Genomic DNA, 20,318 nt, shown 5'->3' with positions numbered 1-20,318 from the left:
TTCAAAACTAAGTTTCAAATAATGAAACTAGTTGAGATGGAAGCTAAGGGAGGAAACCATGCATTCCATTATGAAAGCGACCGTTGCGTCGCTCGCTTTGGGTGTCGCATCGACATCCGCATTTGCAGACGGCCACTCGAGCCTCGAAGGCACGCTGCGTATCATGTCCGACATGTCCAACCCGGCACCACGTGCTGCGATGGAACAAATGGCGGCAGACTTTGACGCCCTGCACCCCAACCTGACGGTTGAGCTGGAAATCATCGACCGCGAAGCCTGGAAAACCCAGATCCGTAACGCACTGACGGCAAACCCACCCGACGTTGTGAACTGGTACGCCGCCACCCGCATGACGCCTTACGTTGATGCAGGTCTGTTCATGGACATCTCTGATCTGTGGGCCGAACCAGAGTTCGATGCACTGGCTTCCACCAAGGGCGCGATGACCCTCGATGGGGCGCAGTGGGGCGTGCCATACACATACTACCAGTGGGGCGTCTACTACCGTAAAGACATCTTCGAAGAGCTGGGCCTCGAAGAGCCAGCAACCTGGGAAGAAGAGCTGGCAAACTGTCAAGCGATCCTCGACAGCGGTCGCAAGTGCTACACCATCGGGTCCAAGTTCCTGTGGACCGCTGGCGGCTGGTTTGACTACATCAACTCCCGCACCAACGGCTATGAGTTCCATATCCAGCTTGCCAATGGCGAAATCCCATGGACCGACCAGCGTGTGCGCGACACCTTTGCCAACTGGCAGCAGCTGATCGACATGGGCGCCTTCATTGACGACCACCAGACCTACAGCTGGCAGGAAGCCCTGCCCTTCATGATTGACGGCGAAGCAGCCGCTTACCTGATGGGCAACTTCTCTGTGTCCCATTTCCGTGATGGTGGCCTGACGGACGACCAGCTGGACTTCTACCAGTTCCCGACGATCAATCCTGACGTCGCACCGGCAGAAGACGCACCGACCGATACGTTCCACATCGCCTCTGGCGCACAGAACGTCGAAGCTGCAAAGGAATTCCTGCGTTACGTGACCTCCGCTGAGGTTCAGTCCGAGATCAACGCAGGCGATGCCCTGGGCCAGCTACCCGTGAACGCCAACGCCTCTGTTGCCGATGACAAGTTCATCCAGCAGGGCTTTGAGATGCTGTCAACCAACGCGACCGGTGGCATCATGCAGTTCTTTGACCGCGACTTCCCCGCTGAAATGGCATCCGCCGGCATGGAAGGCCTGCAGGAGTTCATGGTGTTCCCTGAGAACCTGGATGACATCCTGGAGCGCCTCGAAGAGACCCGCCAGCGCGTCTACTAAGACCGATCGGTGTAGGGCGGGACCAGTCCCGCCCTACACCGCCTTTCGCCACAGTTCATTTGCAAGCCGCAGTCGACCTTTGCGGTTTTCAAATGATCTGACCCAGCCGGAGTTTCCCAATGGTCACAGCTGCTCAAAATCGAAGCTGGTACAAGCGGAACGAGATCGCCGTAACACCTTGGCTTTTCTTGCTCCCCGGGATCGCGTTTTTCCTGCTTTACGTCATCATTCCGATCTTCCAGTCGTTCTGGATTTCGTTCCATGAATGGGACGGTCTGGGCGAAAAAACATGGGTCGGCCTTGCCAACTACGAACGTCTGCTCGGCGGGGATCGCAAGTTCGAGGTCTCGTTCTGGAACAACGTCCGCTGGCTGGTGCTGTATCTGCTCGCTATTCCGCTGGGCCTGTTTATCGCGCTGTTTCTCAACCAGACAGTGCGAGGCATTAGGCTGTATAAGTCGCTATTCTTCTTTCCCTTCGTGATTTCACAGGTCGTGGTCGGCCTTGTGTTCACCTGGTTCTACCTGCCCAACTCGGGCCTGTTCGACGTGATCACCGGCTGGTTCGGGATTGATATTCGGGGCGGCGTTCTCGGCAATCCGAATACCGCGACCTATGGCATCATCGCCGCGGGTTTGTGGCCCCAAACGGCCTATTGTATGATCCTGTATCTCACAGGGCTTAATGCCGTGGACCCCGAGCAGGTCGAGGCCGCCCGACTGGACGGCGCCAAGGGCCACAAGATGCTCTGGTACGTGATCATCCCGCAGCTCAAGCCTGCGACATTCATCGCCTTCGTGGTGACGATCATCGGCGCGCTGCGGTCGTTCGACTTCATCGCCGTGATGACCAACGGCGGGCCGTTCGGGTCCACCCGCGTTCTCAGCTTCTACATGTTCGAGGAATCCCTGTCCGAATTCGGCTTCCGCATGGGCTATGGCGCGGCCATCGCCGTAGTGCTGTTCTTCATCATGCTGCTGTTCATCACCTACTTCCTGTGGTCGATGTACCAAGACGAAAAAGGGGCCCGCTGATGAGTGTCGTTTTTGCCCCCGCCCCGGACCTGATCCGGGGCCTCACCGCAGACTTTTTTTTCAAGAGGTCCCGGGTCAAGCCCGGGACGCGGAGGACTTAAGCCATGTTCCCGGCACCGATTCAGAAATCGTCCCGACGCTGGCGCATCACGTATCAGGTGTTGCTGCCCTTTGCCCTTCTGGTGTGGCTACTGCCGCTGTTGGGGGTCATGCTGTTCTCCGTGAAACCGGCGAGTGACTTTGCATCGGGCAACTACTGGACAATTCCCGCCAGCTTCGAGCTGTTCAACAACTACGGGCGGGTATTCTTCGAAAGCGACATGCCGAAGTATCTGTTCAATTCTTTCGTTATCACGATTCCAACTGTCATTGGGGCTGTCGCCCTTTCGGCCATGACCGGCTTTGCCTTAGGGGTTTACCGGTTCCGCGGCAACCTGCTCATCTTCTTCATCTTTATCGCCGGCAACTTCGTGCCGTTCCAGATCCTGATGGTGCCGGTGCGCGACCTAACACTTGGCCTTGGCCTATACGACACGAAACTGGGCCTGATCCTTTTCCACGTGGCCTTTCAGACAGGGTTTTGCACGCTGTTCATGCGGAACTTCATCCGCGCGCTCCCTTTCCCGCTGATCGAAGCCGCCCGGGTCGAAGGCGTGGCCGAATGGCGCATCTTCGTCTTTGTGGTCCTGCCCTTAATGAAACCGGCATTGGCGGCTTTGTCCGTGCTGATCTTCACCTTCATCTGGAATGACTACTTCTGGGCCGTGGTGCTGACACAAGGACCCAACGCCCAACCGGTGACCGCGGGGATCACTGCCTTTAACACCCAATTCGGCGTCGCGTATCACATGATGAGCGCCAGCTCGATCATCGCGGCACTCCCACCCGTTGCGATGTTCTTCTTGATGCAGAAGCACTTTATCGCGGGCCTGACATTGGGCGCTGTTAAGTAGGACCGGAACGAACATGACGACACCGACGACTTCTGCGGCGGCAGCCCCCGCCGCGGCCCTCCCTATTGACGATACAGGCGTCGCGCGCCGCCCCGTAGATCACACGTGGCGGTTGGATGATGGCCGCCAAACCATGGTGATCACCGCCACCGGCGAACGCCTGCCACAGGTTGTCTATTGGGGCGCCCGCCTGCCTTTGCGCGAAGATCTTGAGACGTTGCACAACGCCCATATGATCGACGTCACCGGCGGCATGCTGGACGAAAACCCCGACCTCAGCCTGTGCCCCGAGGCGTCGCGCACGTTTCCCGGACAACCCGGTCTTATTGTGCGCAGTCAAGACGGCACACCCCTCTTGCCAAAGTTCTGCTTTGATAGCGTCGAGACGGGCAGGGATCTGCAGATCCGTTACCGCGATGAAGGCAATGGCCTGACTCTCTCGTTCGAATTTACGACCGACGCAGAGACCAACATGATCGTGGCGCGCACAGTGCTGAACGCGGACAACCCGATCCATCTGCATTGGCTGGCCGCCCCAGTGGTGCCCGCCCCGCAGGCCAGTGATGAAATGATCGATTTCACCGGTCGTTGGTGCGGCGAATTCCAAACCAATCGCACCGCTTGGTCGCCTGGCATCCGCTACCGCGAAAACCGGACAGGCCGCACGGGACACGAACATTTCCCGGGCCTGATTGTGCCCTGCACCGGTGCCACCAACACCCAAGGGGAGGCCTATGCCTTTCACTATGGCTGGTCCGGCGGGCACCGCATGGTGGCCGAAGAACTGCCCGATGGGCGTCGCCAGATCCAATGGGGCCACGCCGCCCGCATGGAACACGAAGCTGCGACAGAATTCGCGACAGCACCCCTTTACATGACGTATTCCGCAGACGGGCTGAACGGCTGCGCCGTCTCTTTCCAACGTCACGTCCGCGACCGGATCGTCACCTGGCCCAAACCCGACCGCCCGCGCCCGGTGCATTACAACTGCTGGGAAGCGGTGTACTTTGACCACAAGCTCGACGTCCTCAAAGACATCGCAAACCGCGCGGCAGCCCTCGGCGCGGAACGGTTTGTGCTGGACGACGGCTGGTTCGGTAACCGCGACGACGACACCCGCGCCCTGTCCGACTGGGAGGTTGACGTCCGCAAATACCCTGACGGACTTGGCCCGCTGATCGATCATGTCCACGCCCAAGGCATGGCGTTCGGCATCTGGTTTGAGCCTGAGATGATCAACCCGGACAGCGACATTCACCGCGCCCACCCAGACTGGGCGCTGGGGTCCGAAGACCAGCTTTTAGGCCGACAGCAAAAGGCCCTGAACATGGCGCTGCCCGCTGTGCGCGATTACCTTTATGACCGTATTGCCCGCGTTTTGCAGGATCACCCGATCGACTACATCAAATGGGATCACAACCGCGTCCTACCGATGCCCGACGCGGCACAGACCCGTGGGTCTTACGCCTTGATTGACCGGCTGCGCGCCGATTTTCCCCATGTGGAAATCGAAAGCTGTGCCAGCGGAGGGGGCCGCATCGATTTCGGCATCCTCAAACGCACCCAACGTGTGTGGTTGTCAGACAGCAACGACGCGTTGGAGCGGCTGAACATCCAGCACAACGCGGCCTTGTTTCTGCCCCTGTCAATCACCGGCAGCCACGTGGGCCCCCGCCGCTGTCACACGTCGGGCCGGGTTTTTGACATCTCGTTCCGCGCATGGGTCGCCGCCCAGCGCCATATGGGGTTTGAAATGGACCCCCGCGAACTGGATGACTACGAAACCCGTGTCCTGACCGAGGTCACAAGCTGGTGGAAACACAACCGCGACTGGATGGAAGACGCCGATATCCTGCGCCTCGACAGTTCTGACCCAGCGGTGATCTGCGAACAACAAATGACCCGTGAGGGCGACCGCTTTGTGGTGTTTGCCGGCAAAGCCGCAACATCCGCGCAAATCTCACCTCGTCCGCTGCGACTGACCAATCTGGACCCCACGGCGATGTATGAAATCAACCTCGCAAACCGCTTGACGGCCTCGCACCTGTCGCGCGGCGTTCCGGCCTTGAAAGACGGCCCCGTGGCGGTGTCTGGCGCCTATCTGATGCACCATGGCCTGACCTTGCCGTGGTCGTTCCCGGACACCATGTGGGTCGTGGAAGGAACACGCCTATGACGACACCGACGTGGCTTGCCGCTGACTGGGGGACCTCAAACATGCGCCTGTGGGCCATGGGGGCCTGTGGCGCGGTTCTGGGCGAACGCACATCCGACAAGGGCATGGGCGACCTGAACCCCAACGCTTTTGAGGGCGTGTTGATCGACGTGGCCGGTGATTGGCTGACCAGCGCACGCACCGTCGTGGCCTGCGGTATGGTCGGATCCCGTCAAGGCTGGGTCGAAGCGCCGTACCAAACCGCTCCCTGTGCCGTCAGCCCCGACACAATGGTGCAGGCGCCCACTACCCACGAAGACCTCATCGTCCACATCATCCCGGGCGTGCGTCAAACCAACCCCGCCGATGTCATGCGCGGCGAGGAAACCCAGATCGCAGGCTTTCTGGCCCAGAATGACGGCTGGGACGGCGTGCTGTGCCTGCCCGGCACCCACACCAAATGGGTGCATGTGTCCGCCGGTGAGATCGTCAGCTTTCGCACCTTCATGACGGGTGAAATGTTCGCGCTCCTCTCCGGTCACTCTGTCTTGCGCCACTCCATCGCGGACTGTGGCTGGAACGAAGACACCTTTTTGACCGCCCTGTCTGATGCGATGTCCAAACCCGAAGCCCTCGCCGCACGTCTGTTCTCAATCCGTGCCGGTCAACTGGTCGCGGGCACCGACACGGTCACAGCCCGCGCACATTTGAGCGGCCTGCTCATCGGGGCTGAACTCGCTGCGGCGAAACCCTACTGGCTCGGCCAGCGGGTGGCCATCATCGGGGCCGATGCAGTCTGTGCGCCGTATGTGTCCGGCCTCACCGCCCAAGGCGTCCCCGCCCCGCGCGCCGATGCCACCACCATGACGCTGGCCGGTATCAAAGCCGCCCATGCCCTGTTAAAAGGCTGACCTATGACCACCCGCAACATCATCGCCATCCTGCGCGGCATCACCCCGGCTGAGGCCGCCGCCGCCGCCGCCGCCCTCATTGACGCAGGTATCACCACGATCGAGGTGCCGCTGAACTCCCCCGATCCTTTCGACAGCATCCGTGCCATGGCAGACGCACATGGCACGCAGGCCCTGATCGGAGCAGGCACCGTGCTGAGCGTGGAGGACGTGAACCGCGTGGCGCAGGCGGGTGGCAAACTCATCGTTTCGCCCAACGTGGATCCGCGCGTGATCCACGCCACCAAAACCGCCGACATGCAAAGCTGGCCCGGTGTGATGACCCCCACCGAATGCTTCGCCGCCCTGAAAAACGGCGCCGATGGCCTGAAAATCTTTCCCGGTTCGCTGCTTGGGCCAGACGGGCTGAAAGCGATCCGCGCGGTCCTGCCCAAAGGTACACAGGTCTACGCTGTAGGCGGCGCAGGACCCGAAAATTTCAAAACGTGGATGGACGCCAGCGCTGACGGCTTTGGCATCGGCTCCGCGCTTTATAAACCCGGCATGTCCACCGCCGACATCGCCACGCGCGCGACAGACATCCTGGCCGCCTACGATGAGGCCCGCGCATGATCTACGACGACACTCGATGCACCTTGGGCGAAGGCCCCCTTTGGCACCCCGAACGGGGAGAGCTTTTCTGGTTCGATATCTTGCGGAAACGCCTCCACATCAAAGGGCGGCACTGGCAGTTCAACCACCACGTCTCAGCGGCAGGCTGGATTGACGACGACACCCTGCTGATGGCTGATAGCATCGGCCTGCATATCTTGCATCTTGCGTCCGGCAAAACCGAACAGGTCGCCGCGATCGAGGATGATAACCCGATCACGCGCTCAAACGATGGTCGTGCCGATCCCTGGGGCGGCTTTTGGATTGGAACGATGGGCCTCAATGCCGAAGCAAATGCAGGCGCCATCTACCGTTTCTACAAAGGCGAAGTGCGCAAACTGCACGGCAACATCACCATCACCAACGCCATCTGTTTTGCCCCCTCAGGCACGCACGCCTACTTTTGCGACACCGTCACACGCAAAATCATGCGCCAAAAACTGGGCGAAGCCGACGGTTGGCCCATGGGCGACGCTGAGGTCTGGATGGACTTCGGCCAAACCGATTGGGGCCCCGACGGTGCCGTGGTCGACGCGTCTGGCAACTTCTGGAACGCTCAATGGGGTGCCAACCGCGTGGCGTGCTATGCGCCCGACGGCACATTGACCCAAACCGTAGCCTTTCCAGGCGTCCAAACCTCCTGTCCGGCTTTTGGTGGTCCTGACCTCAAAACACTCTTTTGCACCTCCGCCGCAGATGGTCTGATCGGGGACGACGATGGAAAAACGTTTGCCACACCCGTTGACGCCGTGGGCCAAGCCGAACACCGTGTGATCCTCTAGGCACCACGCCCCTCTTCATCTGACCAAAAAAACTCAAACCCGACCCATCCCCTTTCACAGGTCCCTCATGAAACGCACCCTTGGCGTCTGTTATTACCCTGAACACTGGCCCGAAGATCTTTGGGCCGACGACGCCACCCGCATGGTCCGCGCCGGCCTGTCGTGGGTGCGCATCGGGGAGTTTGCGTGGTCGCGCATCGAACCCAAGCCAGAAACGTTCGACTGGGAGTGGCTTGATCGCGCCATAGACACGTTGGGAGAGGCGGGCCTCAAGATCATTCTGGGCACGCCCACGGCCACACCGCCGCGATGGATGCTTGAAAAGCACCCCGATATGCTCGCCGTCGATGAACAAGGCCGCCCCCGCGGCTTCGGCTCACGGCGTCACTATTGTTTCAGTCACCAAGGCTACCGCGCCGAAAGCCGTCGTATCACCGCGATCCTCGCCGAACGCTACGGCGCAAACCGCCACATCGCCGCATGGCAAACCGACAATGAATACGCCTGTCACGACACCACGCGCAGCTATTCGTCTGCGGCCTTGGCGGGTTTTCAAACATGGCTGGCCCAGAAATACCAAAGCACTGACGCGCTGAACCGGGCATGGGGCAACGTGTTCTGGTCCATGGAATGCGATGACTTCACGGACATCGGCCTGCCTAACCTGACGGTCACAGAACCCAACCATCCCCACGTGCTGGATTTCTACCGCTACTCATCGGACATGGTCGCTGACTTCAATCGCGAACAGGTCGCTGAAATCCGCGAACGCTCCACCGCGCCGATCATCCACAACTACATGGGCCGTGAAACGTCGTTTGATCACTTCAAAGTCGGCGCTGACCTCGATATCGCAAGCTGGGACAGCTACCCGATCGGCTTTTTGTCCGACCGGCTTGAGGGCGCGCCGGATTTCAAAGCCCGATTCATGCGCCAAGGCCACCCCGACAATCAGGCCTTTCACCACGATCTTTACCGCGCCGTGGGCCGTGCAGGCGGTGCTCCATCGCCAGCGGGGGGGCGTTGGTGGGTGATGGAACAACAACCCGGCCCCGTAAACTGGGCCCCCTACAACCCCGCACCCCTGCCCGGCATGGCCCGCCTTTGGGCGTGGGAGGCCTTCGCCCATGGTGCTGAAACCGTCTGCTATTTCCGCTGGCGACAGGCCCCTTGGGCGCAAGAACAAATGCATGCCGGCCTGCTGCGCCCCGACAACGAAGACGCGCCCGCCTTGGCTGAATGTCTGCAGGTCGCCCGTGAAATCGAAACCCTGCCGGACGTCGGAACCGCCCGCGCCGACGTGGCGCTTGTGTTCGATTATGAAAGCGCCTGGGCATGGGAGGCACAGCCCCAAGGTGCTGATTTCGACCAGTTCCGCCTTGCCTTCGCCGCCTACCGTGCCTGCCGCCGTCTAGGGTTGAATGTCGACATCCTGCCGCCAGATGCGGCCGACCTCAGCGCCTATAAAATCACGCTCGCCCCCGGTATTATGTCCGTCAGCGCCCCACTAAAACAGGCCCTTGCTGCAACGCCAGAGGGCCACGTGGCCCTTATTGGCCCGCGCACGGACACCAAGACAGAGCATCTATCGATCCCCACACCGATGGGCCCCAACATCGACCCGCTGGATCTGGCCGTGACACTGACTGAATCGATCCCGCCACAGGCCAGCATCCCATTGGAAAATGGTGGGCAGTTCCTGCATTGGCGCGAAGTTCCCGAAGGCTCGGCACCGGTGCTGCTGCGCTGCGCCGATGGTCTGCCTGCAATCGCAGGCGGCCCCTTGCGGTACCTTGCGGGTTGGCCCGACGACCCCACGTGGGACACCATCCTGCGGGGTGTCTGCGACGAGGTCGGCCTGACGCATCACACCCTGCCCGACGGCCTACGCATCCGCGATACAGACACACATCGTTTTGTCTTCAACTATGCGCCGGAACCGCTCCTTTGGAATGGCACCGCCATCCCCCCTGCAGGTGTCCACTGGGAGGCATTATGAAACACTTTGGAACAACACAGCGCGGCCGCGACGTCGATCAACTGACGCTGACGGCGCATGGCCTGACGGTCTCTCTCCTGACGCTGGGTGCCATTGTTCAAGGCGTTTGGCTGGACGGGATCGAACAGTCTCTCACTGTCGGGTCAGACGATCTGACAGACTACGAAGGTGACATGCTTTATCACGGCGCGATCGTGGGCCCCGTGGCCAATCGCATCGGCGGCGGCAAGGCCGTCATTGATGGCATCGAACACCAATTGGAGCGCAACCAAGACGGCCGCCACACCCTGCATGGCGGCACACGTGGCCCCCACACCCGCATCTGGACGGTCAAGGATCACTCGGACAACAGCGCGACCCTTGCCCTTTCGCTGCCGGACGGCGATTGCGGCCTTCCGGGCAACCGCGTGATCACGGCCCATTATGCCATAACCGAAGGCCCCGCCCTGTCATTGTCGATCACCACCCAGACCGACACGGAAACATGGGCAAACCTGACCAATCACAGTTATTGGTGTCTGGATGGATCAGGCCACATGGCCAATCACACCTTGCAGATCACTGCAGATACCGTTCTGCCCATCGACGCTGACAGCCTGCCCACCGGGGACATCCTCCCCGTAGAGGACACCGCCTTTGATTTCCGCAGGCCCCGCGCGTTGATCTTGGGCGAAACACGCTACGACAACACCTATCCTGTCGCGCAGACCCGCCGTGCGCTGACGCCCGTGCTGAAACTGGCCACGGACAGTGTCGCAATGACGGTGTCCACCACGGAACCCGGCGCGCACATCTACGATGATGGACCTGCCTTCGCGGCGCTGGCCATTGAATGCCAAGGCTGGCCCAATGCCCCTGCGCATGCCCATTTCCCGTCGATCACAGTGATGCCGGACACCCCTTTGACACAAACCACCGAATGGCGGTTCGCACGAATCTAACGTCGGCAAAGTTTCTCGCAGAATCGGTTTGACAGCGCCGCCCGGTGCGACTAATTCGGCGTCTGTGCATGGCGTTATAGCTCAGTTGGTTAGAGCGAACGACTCATAATCGTTAGGTCCCTGGTTCAAATCCAGGTAACGCCACCACACCTCCACTCCTCAGCCTTCATCGACAAATTTGCGACAATCGTGGACCGTACGGGCGTGGCCTTTTGACTCCGTGCTGGTATCCACTACTGTCTGCGATCTGGGGGAGGATATTTAATGGCATTGGTGCAGGACTTCGCTGCCATCGTCGGGGCGGCAAACGCCCTCACAGGGGACGACACCGCTCGTTGGTCAAAAGACTGGACAGGCAAATATTGCGCCCAGCCTGGCGTGGTCTTGCGCCCCGCGTCCACCCGCGAGGTCAGCCAAATCATGGCGCTGGCGCACGCCAACCAGCAATCCATCACGCCCGTCTCTGGCCACACCGGCCTTGTCGGTGGCACCTATGCGCCCGGAGGCGTGCTGCTGTCGCTGGACCGGATGAACACGATCCACGCCATCAACCCTGCGGCCCGAACGGCCACCGTCGATGCAGGCGTGATTCTGTCGTCCCTGCACGATGCGGCCGAAGATCGGGGGCTGATTTTTCCGCTCACCTTCGGCGCACGAGGGTCTGCGATGCTGGGCGGTGTCATCTCAACAAATGCGGGCGGATCGAATGTGCTGCGCTACGGCAATACCCGCGGGCTGGTCTTGGGGGTTGAGGCCGTCTTGGCCGATGGACGCATCGTTGATCTGATGACGGCGCTCCACAAAGACAACTCGGGCCTGAACCTGGCGCAACTGCTGATCGGATCCGAGGGCACTTTGGCCGTGATCACCAAGGCAGTTGTCAAGCTGTCCGCCAAACCGCGTAATGTGGTCACCGCCATGGCCGCCCCGCGGGGTCTGGCGGACGCACTGGCGCTGCTAAACCGCCTGCAAGACGCAACCGGTGGCGCGGTTGAGGCCTTTGAATACATGCCCAAACATTACATCGACGTGCATTTGGGGCGCATCGCCAAATCCAAACCGCCCTTTGCCAAGTCTTATCCCCATAATCTACTGATCGAGGTCGCAACGACCACTGACATGAACGTCACGGAAGTTTTGGAAACCGAACTCGCCGCTTTGATAGAAACCGGTGCGGTCCTGGATGCCACCGTGGCGCAGAATATCGCCCAGCGCACCGAGATGTGGGAGAGACGAGAGGCCGCCGCCGAACTGACGTTCTGGCGCCATCCCATTGTGGACACCGACATTGCCGTGCCACTGGACCAAGTCGAGCCGTTCCTCGACAAAATCAACGCCCGCGTGGCGCAGATCGACCCCAAGGCCGACCCATTCTATATCTCTCATCTGGGCGACGGAAACATTCACTACGCGATTTATCCATCCTCGGACGACGCCGACCTGAAAGACAGACTGGTCGAAGCGGTTGAGGATGTCGTGACGACCCTCGGCGGGAGTTTTTCTGCGGAGCATGGAATCGGGCTGTCCAAACTGAATACCATGCGGCGACGTAAAGATGCGGTGGCCCTTGATATGATGCGCAAGATCAAAGGCGTGCTGGACCCTGACGCGATCCTCAATCCAGGGAAAATGATTCCCGACCAGTCCTAAAATTATATAATTTTAGGACCCCGCCAAAATTATGTAATTTTGGCTTACCCGTCGGCAACGGCGGCAAAAAAGTCCGGTCCGGCCTGCCCCAACAGCTCTGCCGCCAAATCCTGTCCCATAGCGGCACCTTGGTCCACCTGACCGCGCCGTTCGCCTTTGAACACTTGCGTTCCATCCGGCGACAGTATCTCTCCGCGCAACCAAAGGCTGTCCCCGTCAATCAGGGCCAAACCCCCAATCGGTGTCTCGCACGATCCGTCGAGTGCTGCCAAAAACGCCCGTTCCGCCGCAAGCCGCTGACCGGTTTCACCGTGATGAATGGCCGCCAACATCTGGGACGCACGGATGTCATCGGCGCGGTACTCAATCCCGATGGTGCCTTGTGCAATCGCAGGCAACATATCCTCGGGCGCGATGGCCGTCGCAGGCACGTCGGACATATCCATCCGGTTCAAACCAGCCATCGCCAAGAACGTCGCATCCGCCACACCCTCTTTGAGCTTTTTCAACCGCGTCTGCACATTGCCGCGAAATTCCACAACCGTCAGATCAGGCCTTTTCACCCGCAACTGCGCCCGCCGCCGCAGGCTCGATGTGCCCACAACAGCCCCCTTCGGTAAATCCGCCAAGCCGCCGTTTGTCAAAGACACAAATGCATCACGAACATCCTCACGCGGCAAAAACACATCCAGCACCAAACCCTCGGGTTGCTCCACCGGCATGTCTTTTGTCGAATGAACGGCAATATCAATCCGCCCTTCTAACATCGCCTCTTCGATCTCCTTGGTGAACAGTCCCTTGTTGCCGATCGTCTTCAACGCAATATCCGCGTCAATCAACACCCGGTCATCGCCCGTCGTCTTGATCACACATATCTCAAACGCCGCTTCATCCAGCGAAAACGCAGCCATCAGCCGCGCGCGCGTTTCATGGGCTTGCGCAAGGGCCAACGGCGATCCACGGGTTCCGATCTTGAGGGGTGCGGCGGGGGTGGGCAATTCGTATTCCATAGGTTCATCCTTAGACCTGTCAACCTAACCTGACAACTCTATTGACTCTGCCGCGCGCAAAAGAGACACCAAAGGGGACTGGAAAGGACCCTAAATGACCAAGACCATCCTGCGTGCCCTCAACGGGGAAACCCTGCCAACCCCCCCCATCTGGATGATGCGTCAGGCAGGTCGCTACCTGCCCGAATACCGCGCCACCCGCGCCGAAGCCGGCGACTTTCTGTCACTGTGTTACAATTCCGACCTCGCGGCCGAGGTCACTTTGCAACCCATCCGCCGCTACGGCTTTGATGCGGCGATCCTGTTCGCCGACATCCTGCTGCTGCCGCAGGCCTTGGGCGCGGATTTGTGGTTTGTCACCGGTGAAGGCCCACGCCTCAGCACGGTGACCACCCCGGATGACCTAAAGAAACTCAAACCCGCCACGGACATCCACGACCACCTCGCCCCCATTTACGAAACGGTCAAAATCCTGTCCCGCGAACTGCCGTCCGACACCACGTTGATCGGCTTTGCCGGCGCTCCTTGGACCGTCGCAACCTACATGATCGCAGGCCAGGGCACCCCCGACCAAGGTCCGGCCCACACGCTGAAGGCTGAAGATAAACCCACGTTTGAGGCCCTTCTCGATCTGATCACCGAAGGCACCATCGACTATTTGAGCAAGCAGATCGACGCGGGCGCCGAAGTCGTCAAAATCTTCGACAGCTGGGCGGGATCCCTGCAGGGCGACGATTTTTTGAACTATGCGGTCAAACCTGCCGCCAAAATCACCGCCGCCCTCAAGGCGCGTCACCCCGACACCCCCGTCATCGCTTTCCCGCGCGGGGCCGGAGACAAATACGTCGGCCTGCACGAGGCCATCGGGGCAGATTGCATCGCACTGGATGATGGTGTGACCGCCGAATGGGCCGCTGCAAACGTCCAGACCGGTGGCTGCGTGCAGGGCAATCTGAAATCCTCCCACATGGTTACGGGCGGCGACGCACTGGTGTCTGAGACCCGCAAAATCGTCGACGCCTTCAAAAGCGGGCCGCATATTTTCAACCTGGGCCACGGGATCACCCCCGATGCAGATCCTGAAAATGTAAAACTGATGATTGATACGGTGCGCAGCAGCTGACCCAACGACACTTGCAAACGGATACGGGCAACAATCCGCCCGTGTCCGTCCCCATTCTTGGCGGAGTTCCAAACAACGGCTAACCTCTGGCCATGTTGGTGCGTTGTCTCATGTGTCTCGCCCTTTTGGCCCCTGCCGCGCATGCGCAGACCCGCGCCGAAACCGAAGCCCTGTTTCAAACCTGGCTGCAAACCACAATCTGGCCTCGCGCCCATGCCGACGGCGTTTCGAAGCGCACCTTCAACGCCGCTTTCAGCGATGTCACTCTGAACTGGGATCTTCCAGATCTGGTCCCTCCCGGCACCACCCCACCGCAACAGCGCACACAAAGCCAAACCGAATTTCGCAGCCCCGCGCTCTATTTCCGCCCCAATTCTGTCGACGGCACCGCCAATCTGGGGCGTAGCTACGCCAACCGTTTCGCAACCACTCTGGCACAAACCGAACGCGCAACCGGCGTGCCCGCCCACATCATCCTCGCCATCTGGGGCCGCGAAAGCGGCTTCGGTCGCGTCGATATCCCTTACAACACGTTCCGCACTCTGGGCACCAAAGGCTTCATGTCCGCCCGCGCCGATTACTTTACCGATGAACTCCTCGCCGCCCTGCGGATCACGCAAGCGGGCCATATCGCACCCGATCAAATGCGCAGCTCATGGGCAGGTGCCATGGGCCAGCCGCAATTCATGCCGACGAGCTTCGAGGCCCACGCACGCGACGGGGACGGAGACGGTCGCGCCGATATTTGGCGGTCCGAGGCCGACACGATCCGCTCCATTGCATCCTACCTTGCAACAAACGGTTGGGACGGCAGGCGCGACTGGGGCTTTGAGGTCAACCTCCCCCCTTCTTTGCCCTGCACCGCAGCTGGACGCGACCAAATGCGCACTATCGCCGAATGGGAAGCCGTGGGCGTCACCCGCGTCTCAGGCCGCCCCTTCCCAGCGCATGAACGCAACGGCGACGCGGCCCTTCTGCTGCCAGCCGGCACAAACGGCCCCGCCTTTTTGGTCACGCCAAATTTTTACGTGCTGAAAACCTACAACAACTCCGATCTCTACGCGCTGTTCGTGGGCCACGTGGGTGATAAAATCGCGTTCAACGTCGGACCGTTCCGTACACCGTGGCAACCGGTCGATGATCTTCTGCGCTCTGACATCGCCGCGATGCAAAACAGGCTCATCGCGATAGGCTATGATGTGGGCGGGGCCGACGGGCTTGTGGGGTTTAAAACCCGCCGCGCCATCGGCCAATGGCAGACCGCCGCGGGCCAGACGCCCACCTGTTTTCCCAACCGTGAAACGGTCCGCGCCATCACAAACTAGATGCACGCCTACCCTTCATCTTGGCCAGTACAACTCAAGATTGGGACGGTGGGCGGGGCGCCTTGAGGCCTTCAGGCCTCAACAGCGACGCCCGACGGGCCTCAGTGCCATTTCGCCAGTGGTGGCAGGCTCATCAATACCGCATTGGCATCATGTCCCGTCTCAAGCCCAAACTTGGTCCCGCGATCATAAACAAGGTTGTATTCAGCATAAAGCCCACGATGCACCAGCTGCGCATCTTTCTCTGGCTCGCCCCAGCCTGTGTCACGCCGCCGCTCAACCAGCGGCACATAGGCTGGCAAAAAGGCGCGGCCAATATCCTGCGTCAGTTTGAAATCCGCCGCCCAATCGCCCGTGCAATAATCATCCATGAAAATGCCACCGACACCCCGTGCGCGGTTGCGGTGAGGGACGTAAAAATAGGTGTCAGCCCATTCCTTCAACTTAGGATAATGGTCTTCCCCATGGGGGTCGAGCCAGGCCTTTTGGGTGGCATGGAAATGCGCCGTATCCTCGTCGTATTCCAGACAGGGGTTCAAATCCGATCCGCCGCCAAACCACCACGCATGTGGCGTCCAGAACATCCGCGTGTTCATGTGCACGGCGGGGGCATGCGGGTTCTGCATATGCGCCACAAGGCTGATGCCGGAGGCCCAGAACCGCGGGTCGTCCTTCATGCCCGGAATGCCTTTGCGTGCAGCCATGGCCGCCTGCGCCCGCTCCCCCAAGGTGCCGTACACCGTTGAAATGTTGACGCCGACCTTTTCAAATACACGGCCACTGCGCATGACCGACATCAGACCACCACCGGCGTCTTCGCCTGCATCGCCTGTCCGCTTGGTCTCGGTGACTTCAAACCGTCCGGCAGGCTGCCCGGCAAAGGGGCCACCCACCTGTGTGTCCTCAAGGTTTTCGAATGCCGCAACGATGTCGTCGCGCAGGCTTCGGAACCACGCAGAGGCCTCTGCTTTTTGGGAAATCATCTCGTCCGTGGCCATCGGTGCACCTTTGTTATTGCCTATCAATGAGACCTATCACTAGTTTTGGCAGCAATCCAAGACCTGTCACACACATGAGACACTCAGCCTGTCCAAGGAATACTACATGACCCGTATCACCCTGTCCCTGCTTTGCCTTGCAGCCCTCGCGGCCTGTGCCACCCCGCGCGAACAATGCATCAACTCTGCCAATCGTGAACTCAGCACTCTGGATCGGCTGATTGCCACGACCCAAGGCAACATCAATCGCGGATTTGCCTTGGTCGAAGTGCAAGACGTTCGCGTTTTGCGCACCACATGCGAAGGCACAAATGAGGACGGCTCAACATTCCGATTTCCATGTGAAGAGACCGAAACATTCACCCGTCAGGAACCTGTGTCCCTGAACATTGCCGAAGAACGCATCAAGCTCGACCAACTTCAATCCCGGCGCGCATCCGTGGCGCGGGACGTTCAGGCCCGCGTGCAGCAATGCATCGCGGTTCATCCTGAATAGCCTGAAGGTCTCAGTGGGCGGGGGCTTCGACCGGATCGATCAGGGTCCGCCCCCCGTCCACCGTGATGATTTGGCCGGTCACAAAATTTGACGCATCGGCGGCAAGATATTGCACCGCATCAGACACCTCGCCAGGGCCGGCGATGCGGCCCAACGGGGTGTGATCAATGATCTCAGACCGGTAATCGTCGTGTTCCTTCAACTGGTGCTTCAAGCTCGACGACATGACAGATCCGAACGCCACCGCGTTCACGCGTATCCGATGCGGCGCCAAAGCCACCGCCATGGACCGTGTCATCTGGTCCAAGGCCGCCGTGGAGATCGAATAGCCCAGCAGATCTGCATGGGCCCGTCGCGCCGCGATTGAACTGAGGTTGATGATGGACCCGACCGGTCCCTCCTCTTGATCCTCGGCCTGTTTTATCATCCGCTTTGCCGTTGCCTGCGTCAGACGCAGCGCCGTCATAAGATTTTGATTCAAAAGGGTTTCAACATGATCTTCCTTGGGGTTCAACGGATCAGACGACACCATTTGCCGCGAAGCGTTCACCAAAATATCCACCCGTTCAAAACTGTCGACGGTCATCGACAGCAGGTTGTTGATCGACAGCTTTTGCCGCAGATCGCAGGCGAAGGTCCGGTAGCGTTCCGGTTCAACATCAGCCGACCCCAATTCGGCCTCCAGCCGGTCCTCATCCATATCCGCGAAGACGACGTTCGCCCCCTCAGCTACAAAGTGTCGCCCAATCGCAAGGCCCACCCCGTTGGCGGCGCCCGTAACAATCGCGGTCTTTCCGGCTATTGAAAATGTCATGTGACCTCCTCAAGGTCGCGCCCGTGACGACGGGGCGTCTGCGTCAGCGTTTCGGACGCGTCGCACGAAAGAGCTTGAACGCCCCTGATCCGTCGAGTTCCTCAACACGGCCAAATTTGGCCTCCAGCGTGGATTCGTAGGGCAAATGACGGTTCGCGACCATCAAGAACGCGCCGCGCGGCGTCAGCAAACGGGCGGCTGTGGCGATGAAACCACGTCCTAAATCTATATCGCCGTCGCGGCCCGTATGAAATGGGGGGTTGGACACCACGGCGTCAAACGGCCCGCCGTCAAAAGTTACCGCATCGGCCCAATGGGCCTTGACGCGGGGATCGCCCACGTTCTGCCGCGCGCAGTCCAGCGCCACACGGTCGGCTTCCACCAAATCAAGGGACGTCACCGCATCGCTTTGCAAAATAGCCCGCGACAGATATCCCCAGCCCGCGCCCAAATCTGCCACGCGTCCTTTGAGGGCCTTAACATGGGGGGCCAACAGGGCAGAGCCCGCATCGATTTTGCTTTCTGAAAACACACCCGGAGCCGTGACAAACCCATCGGGGGATTTGACCGACGTCGTCCAGTCCGGTGTCTCAGCCGCTTGAAACCAGAACAACCGTCCATGGCCTTTGGTGATGACACCCTCAATCGCTGCGACCTTGCGCACATCTTTATAAATGCTGTCCACACCATCGGTCTTTTGGCCATCCACAATGACCAACCCACCGGCGGCAATGGCGTCATTCACCATGACACGGGCCAGGGTCTTAGAGCGCGGCAAAACCACCAGCGTCGCCCCACGCGCGGCACCATCCCCTACTCGGCCAGCGGACGTCCAATAGGCGTGATCGGGTGCGAAGACCGTTTCAACGGTCGCATCGGTCAGACCAGCCAGATCATAGCCCGCAGGCGGACGCAGCACATGCAGCGGGCCATCAAGGGAAAGCCCGTCTTCAAGGGCGGTGGACAGGCGGGACTGTTTCATGGGGAAAGCAACGGGGGGCCGTTACTCTTTCTCCATCGTGCATTGCAGGGGATGTTGGTGACGCGCGGCGAAATCCATCACCATCGCCACTTTGGTCTCGGCAATTTCATGGCTGAACACGCCCACAACCGCGACGCCCTTTTGGTGCACCGTCATCATCAATTCGACAGATTGCGCGTGGGTCATACCAAAAAACCGTTCCAACACATGCACCACAAATTCCATCGGGGTGTAATCGTCGTTCAGGATCAATACCTTATACATCGGAGGGCGTTTGGTCTTCGGACGCGTTTCAAGTTTGACGCCGATGTCGCCATCGTCGTCTTTGTCATTGTCCGCCATCATCCACGTGCCATTCAGCATTGCCGGTCTCATCTACACTTTGCGGGTTGTGCCATATCCTGAGGCCTCAATATAGTCTCTACACCCCTTATGAAAAGGGGGATGCGTTGCGGCAAGAGGCCACAAATGATGAAAAAACAGTGGACCATTGCATTCGACGCCGATGACACTCTCTGGCACAACGAACGCGGGTTCCAAATGACTCAGGCCCGCTTCGCTCAGATGTTGGCAGAAGAAACGGACAGCGACACGCTGATGGCGCGTCTTTTGGCAGCCGAACAGCGCAATTTGGCGATCTATGGCTTCGGCGTGAAGGGCTTCGTTCTGTCGATGATCGAAACCGCGATTGAGGTGACGGACGGCCGCGTGTCCACCGACACGATCGCGGATCTGTTGGCGATGGGACGCGCCATGTTGGCCAACCCTGTTGAGCTGTTGGACGGGGTCCGCCCCGCGATTGAGGCCGTCGCGCCGCACGCGCATGTCCTGTTGATCACCAAAGGCGATTTGTTGGATCAGGAACGCAAGCTGGCGCAGTCAGGTCTGGGCGATCTGTTCGATCACGTCGAAATCGTCAGCGACAAGACCACCGACATCTACACCCATATCTTTGCGCGCTTTGACACGGCGCATCATATGATGGTTGGCAATTCAGTGAAATCCGACGTGATCCCCGCGCTGGCCGCGGGCGCGTGGGGCATTCATGTCCCCCACGATCTGACCTGGGCCTATGAGGCAGCCGAGCCGCCGGTGGAGCACCGCCGTTTCCGGCAAATCACCTCTCTCACTGAATTGCCCGCATTGGTTGCATCGTTGTCCTAGGTGGCGTGCATC

19 protein-coding genes and 1 tRNA gene are annotated in these 20,318 nt (G+C 59.9%); 15 read left to right on the top strand and 5 right to left on the bottom strand.

Translation table 11 applies throughout. The annotated features are described in order from the left end of the window. Positions 1-58: 58 nt before the first annotated feature. From PSJ8397_RS14205 to PSJ8397_RS14155, 11 genes are all read left to right on the top strand, one after another. Positions 59-1,318 carry an ABC transporter substrate-binding protein gene (locus tag PSJ8397_RS14205; RefSeq protein ID WP_085865286.1) on the top strand — a complete coding sequence of 420 codons (1,260 nt, stop codon included), beginning with the start codon at positions 59-61 and terminating at the stop codon, positions 1,316-1,318. 119 nt (positions 1,319-1,437) lie between these two features. After that, positions 1,438-2,352 carry a carbohydrate ABC transporter permease gene (locus tag PSJ8397_RS14200; RefSeq protein ID WP_085865285.1) on the top strand — a complete coding sequence of 305 codons (915 nt, stop codon included), beginning with the start codon at positions 1,438-1,440 and terminating at the stop codon, positions 2,350-2,352. A gap of 104 nt (positions 2,353-2,456) precedes the next feature. Beyond that, positions 2,457-3,305 carry a carbohydrate ABC transporter permease gene (locus PSJ8397_RS14195; RefSeq protein ID WP_085865284.1) on the top strand — a complete coding sequence of 283 codons (849 nt, stop codon included), beginning with the start codon at positions 2,457-2,459 and terminating at the stop codon, positions 3,303-3,305. A gap of 133 nt (positions 3,306-3,438) precedes the next feature. After that, complete coding sequence (locus tag PSJ8397_RS14190) at positions 3,439-5,481, top strand: alpha-galactosidase (RefSeq protein ID WP_235000786.1); 2,043 nt, start codon at positions 3,439-3,441, stop codon at positions 5,479-5,481. Further along, complete coding sequence (locus PSJ8397_RS14185) at positions 5,478-6,371, top strand: 2-dehydro-3-deoxygalactonokinase (protein ID WP_085865282.1); 894 nt, start codon at positions 5,478-5,480, stop codon at positions 6,369-6,371. The genes PSJ8397_RS14190 and PSJ8397_RS14185 overlap by 4 nt, the downstream gene beginning before the upstream one ends. A 3-nt stretch (positions 6,372-6,374) precedes the next feature. Continuing rightward, the gene (locus PSJ8397_RS14180; RefSeq protein WP_085865281.1) at positions 6,375-6,983 is read left to right on the top strand and encodes a 2-dehydro-3-deoxy-6-phosphogalactonate aldolase; all 609 of its coding nucleotides are present in this window, start codon (positions 6,375-6,377) and stop codon (positions 6,981-6,983) included. Continuing rightward, positions 6,980-7,804, top strand: a complete 825-nt coding sequence (locus PSJ8397_RS14175) for an SMP-30/gluconolactonase/LRE family protein (protein WP_085865280.1) — start codon at positions 6,980-6,982, stop codon at positions 7,802-7,804. The genes PSJ8397_RS14180 and PSJ8397_RS14175 overlap by 4 nt, the downstream gene beginning before the upstream one ends. 67 nt (positions 7,805-7,871) lie before the next feature. Then, positions 7,872-9,803: a beta-galactosidase gene (locus PSJ8397_RS14170; protein ID WP_085865279.1), complete on the top strand. Its 1,932-nt coding sequence runs from the start codon at positions 7,872-7,874 to the stop codon at positions 9,801-9,803. Next, positions 9,800-10,744: an aldose epimerase family protein gene (locus PSJ8397_RS14165; RefSeq protein WP_085865278.1), complete on the top strand. Its 945-nt coding sequence runs from the start codon at positions 9,800-9,802 to the stop codon at positions 10,742-10,744. The genes PSJ8397_RS14170 and PSJ8397_RS14165 overlap by 4 nt, the downstream gene beginning before the upstream one ends. Before the next feature lie 70 nt (positions 10,745-10,814). Further along, positions 10,815-10,891: transfer RNA gene (locus PSJ8397_RS14160), tRNA-Met, on the top strand. Between the two features lie 117 nt (positions 10,892-11,008). Further along, positions 11,009-12,394, top strand: a complete 1,386-nt coding sequence (locus PSJ8397_RS14155; protein WP_085865277.1) for an FAD-binding oxidoreductase — start codon at positions 11,009-11,011, stop codon at positions 12,392-12,394. A 44-nt stretch (positions 12,395-12,438) separates the two neighbouring features. Here PSJ8397_RS14155 and hemC read toward each other — a convergent pair whose 3' ends face one another. After that, positions 12,439-13,404, bottom strand: coding sequence for a hydroxymethylbilane synthase (gene hemC, locus PSJ8397_RS14150; RefSeq protein WP_085865276.1), 966 nt, complete (start codon positions 13,402-13,404; stop codon positions 12,439-12,441). 94 nt (positions 13,405-13,498) lie between these two features. Here hemC and hemE point away from each other — a divergent pair, with 94 nt between their 5' ends. Continuing rightward, a complete protein-coding gene (gene hemE, locus PSJ8397_RS14145) occupies positions 13,499-14,527 on the top strand; it encodes a uroporphyrinogen decarboxylase (protein ID WP_085865275.1) in 1,029 nt (342 codons plus the stop codon). Between the two features lie 92 nt (positions 14,528-14,619). Then, positions 14,620-15,852, top strand: a complete 1,233-nt coding sequence (locus tag PSJ8397_RS14140; protein WP_085865274.1) for a lytic murein transglycosylase — start codon at positions 14,620-14,622, stop codon at positions 15,850-15,852. A gap of 101 nt (positions 15,853-15,953) precedes the next feature. Here the strand turns inward: PSJ8397_RS14140 and hemF are convergent, their stop codons facing one another. Beyond that, complete coding sequence (hemF, locus tag PSJ8397_RS14135) at positions 15,954-16,850, bottom strand: oxygen-dependent coproporphyrinogen oxidase (protein WP_085865273.1); 897 nt, start codon at positions 16,848-16,850, stop codon at positions 15,954-15,956. Positions 16,851-16,956: 106 nt separating this feature from the next. On the opposite strand from hemF, the gene PSJ8397_RS14130 reads away from it, so the two are divergent. Next, positions 16,957-17,346 carry a hypothetical protein gene (locus tag PSJ8397_RS14130; protein WP_085865272.1) on the top strand — a complete coding sequence of 130 codons (390 nt, stop codon included), beginning with the start codon at positions 16,957-16,959 and terminating at the stop codon, positions 17,344-17,346. A gap of 10 nt (positions 17,347-17,356) precedes the next feature. On the opposite strand, the gene PSJ8397_RS14125 is transcribed toward PSJ8397_RS14130, so the two are convergent. Genes PSJ8397_RS14125 through clpS form a run of 3 tightly spaced genes read right to left on the bottom strand, consistent with a single transcriptional unit; the run spans position 17,357 to position 19,505 of the window. Beyond that, positions 17,357-18,160 carry an SDR family NAD(P)-dependent oxidoreductase gene (locus PSJ8397_RS14125; protein WP_085865271.1) on the bottom strand — a complete coding sequence of 268 codons (804 nt, stop codon included), beginning with the start codon at positions 18,158-18,160 and terminating at the stop codon, positions 17,357-17,359. Between the two features lie 43 nt (positions 18,161-18,203). Further along, on the bottom strand, positions 18,204-19,142 hold the full coding sequence (locus PSJ8397_RS14120) for a class I SAM-dependent methyltransferase (RefSeq protein WP_085865270.1): 939 nt from the start codon (positions 19,140-19,142) through the stop codon (positions 18,204-18,206). A gap of 21 nt (positions 19,143-19,163) precedes the next feature. Then, a complete protein-coding gene (gene clpS / locus PSJ8397_RS14115) occupies positions 19,164-19,505 on the bottom strand; it encodes an ATP-dependent Clp protease adapter ClpS (RefSeq protein WP_085865269.1) in 342 nt (113 codons plus the stop codon). Between the two features lie 105 nt (positions 19,506-19,610). Here clpS and PSJ8397_RS14110 point away from each other — a divergent pair, with 105 nt between their 5' ends. Then, entirely contained in the window at positions 19,611-20,306 is a 696-nt protein-coding gene (locus PSJ8397_RS14110; RefSeq protein ID WP_085865268.1) for an HAD family hydrolase, read from the top strand. Positions 20,307-20,318 lie beyond the last annotated feature (12 nt).

Origin of the sequence: Pseudooctadecabacter jejudonensis, assembly GCF_900172275.1 — a bacterium.
Lineage (GTDB): Bacteria > Pseudomonadota > Alphaproteobacteria > Rhodobacterales > Rhodobacteraceae > Octadecabacter > Octadecabacter jejudonensis.
Note: the sequence above shows the minus strand (reverse complement) of the source record. Positions and strands in the feature narration are given on the sequence as shown.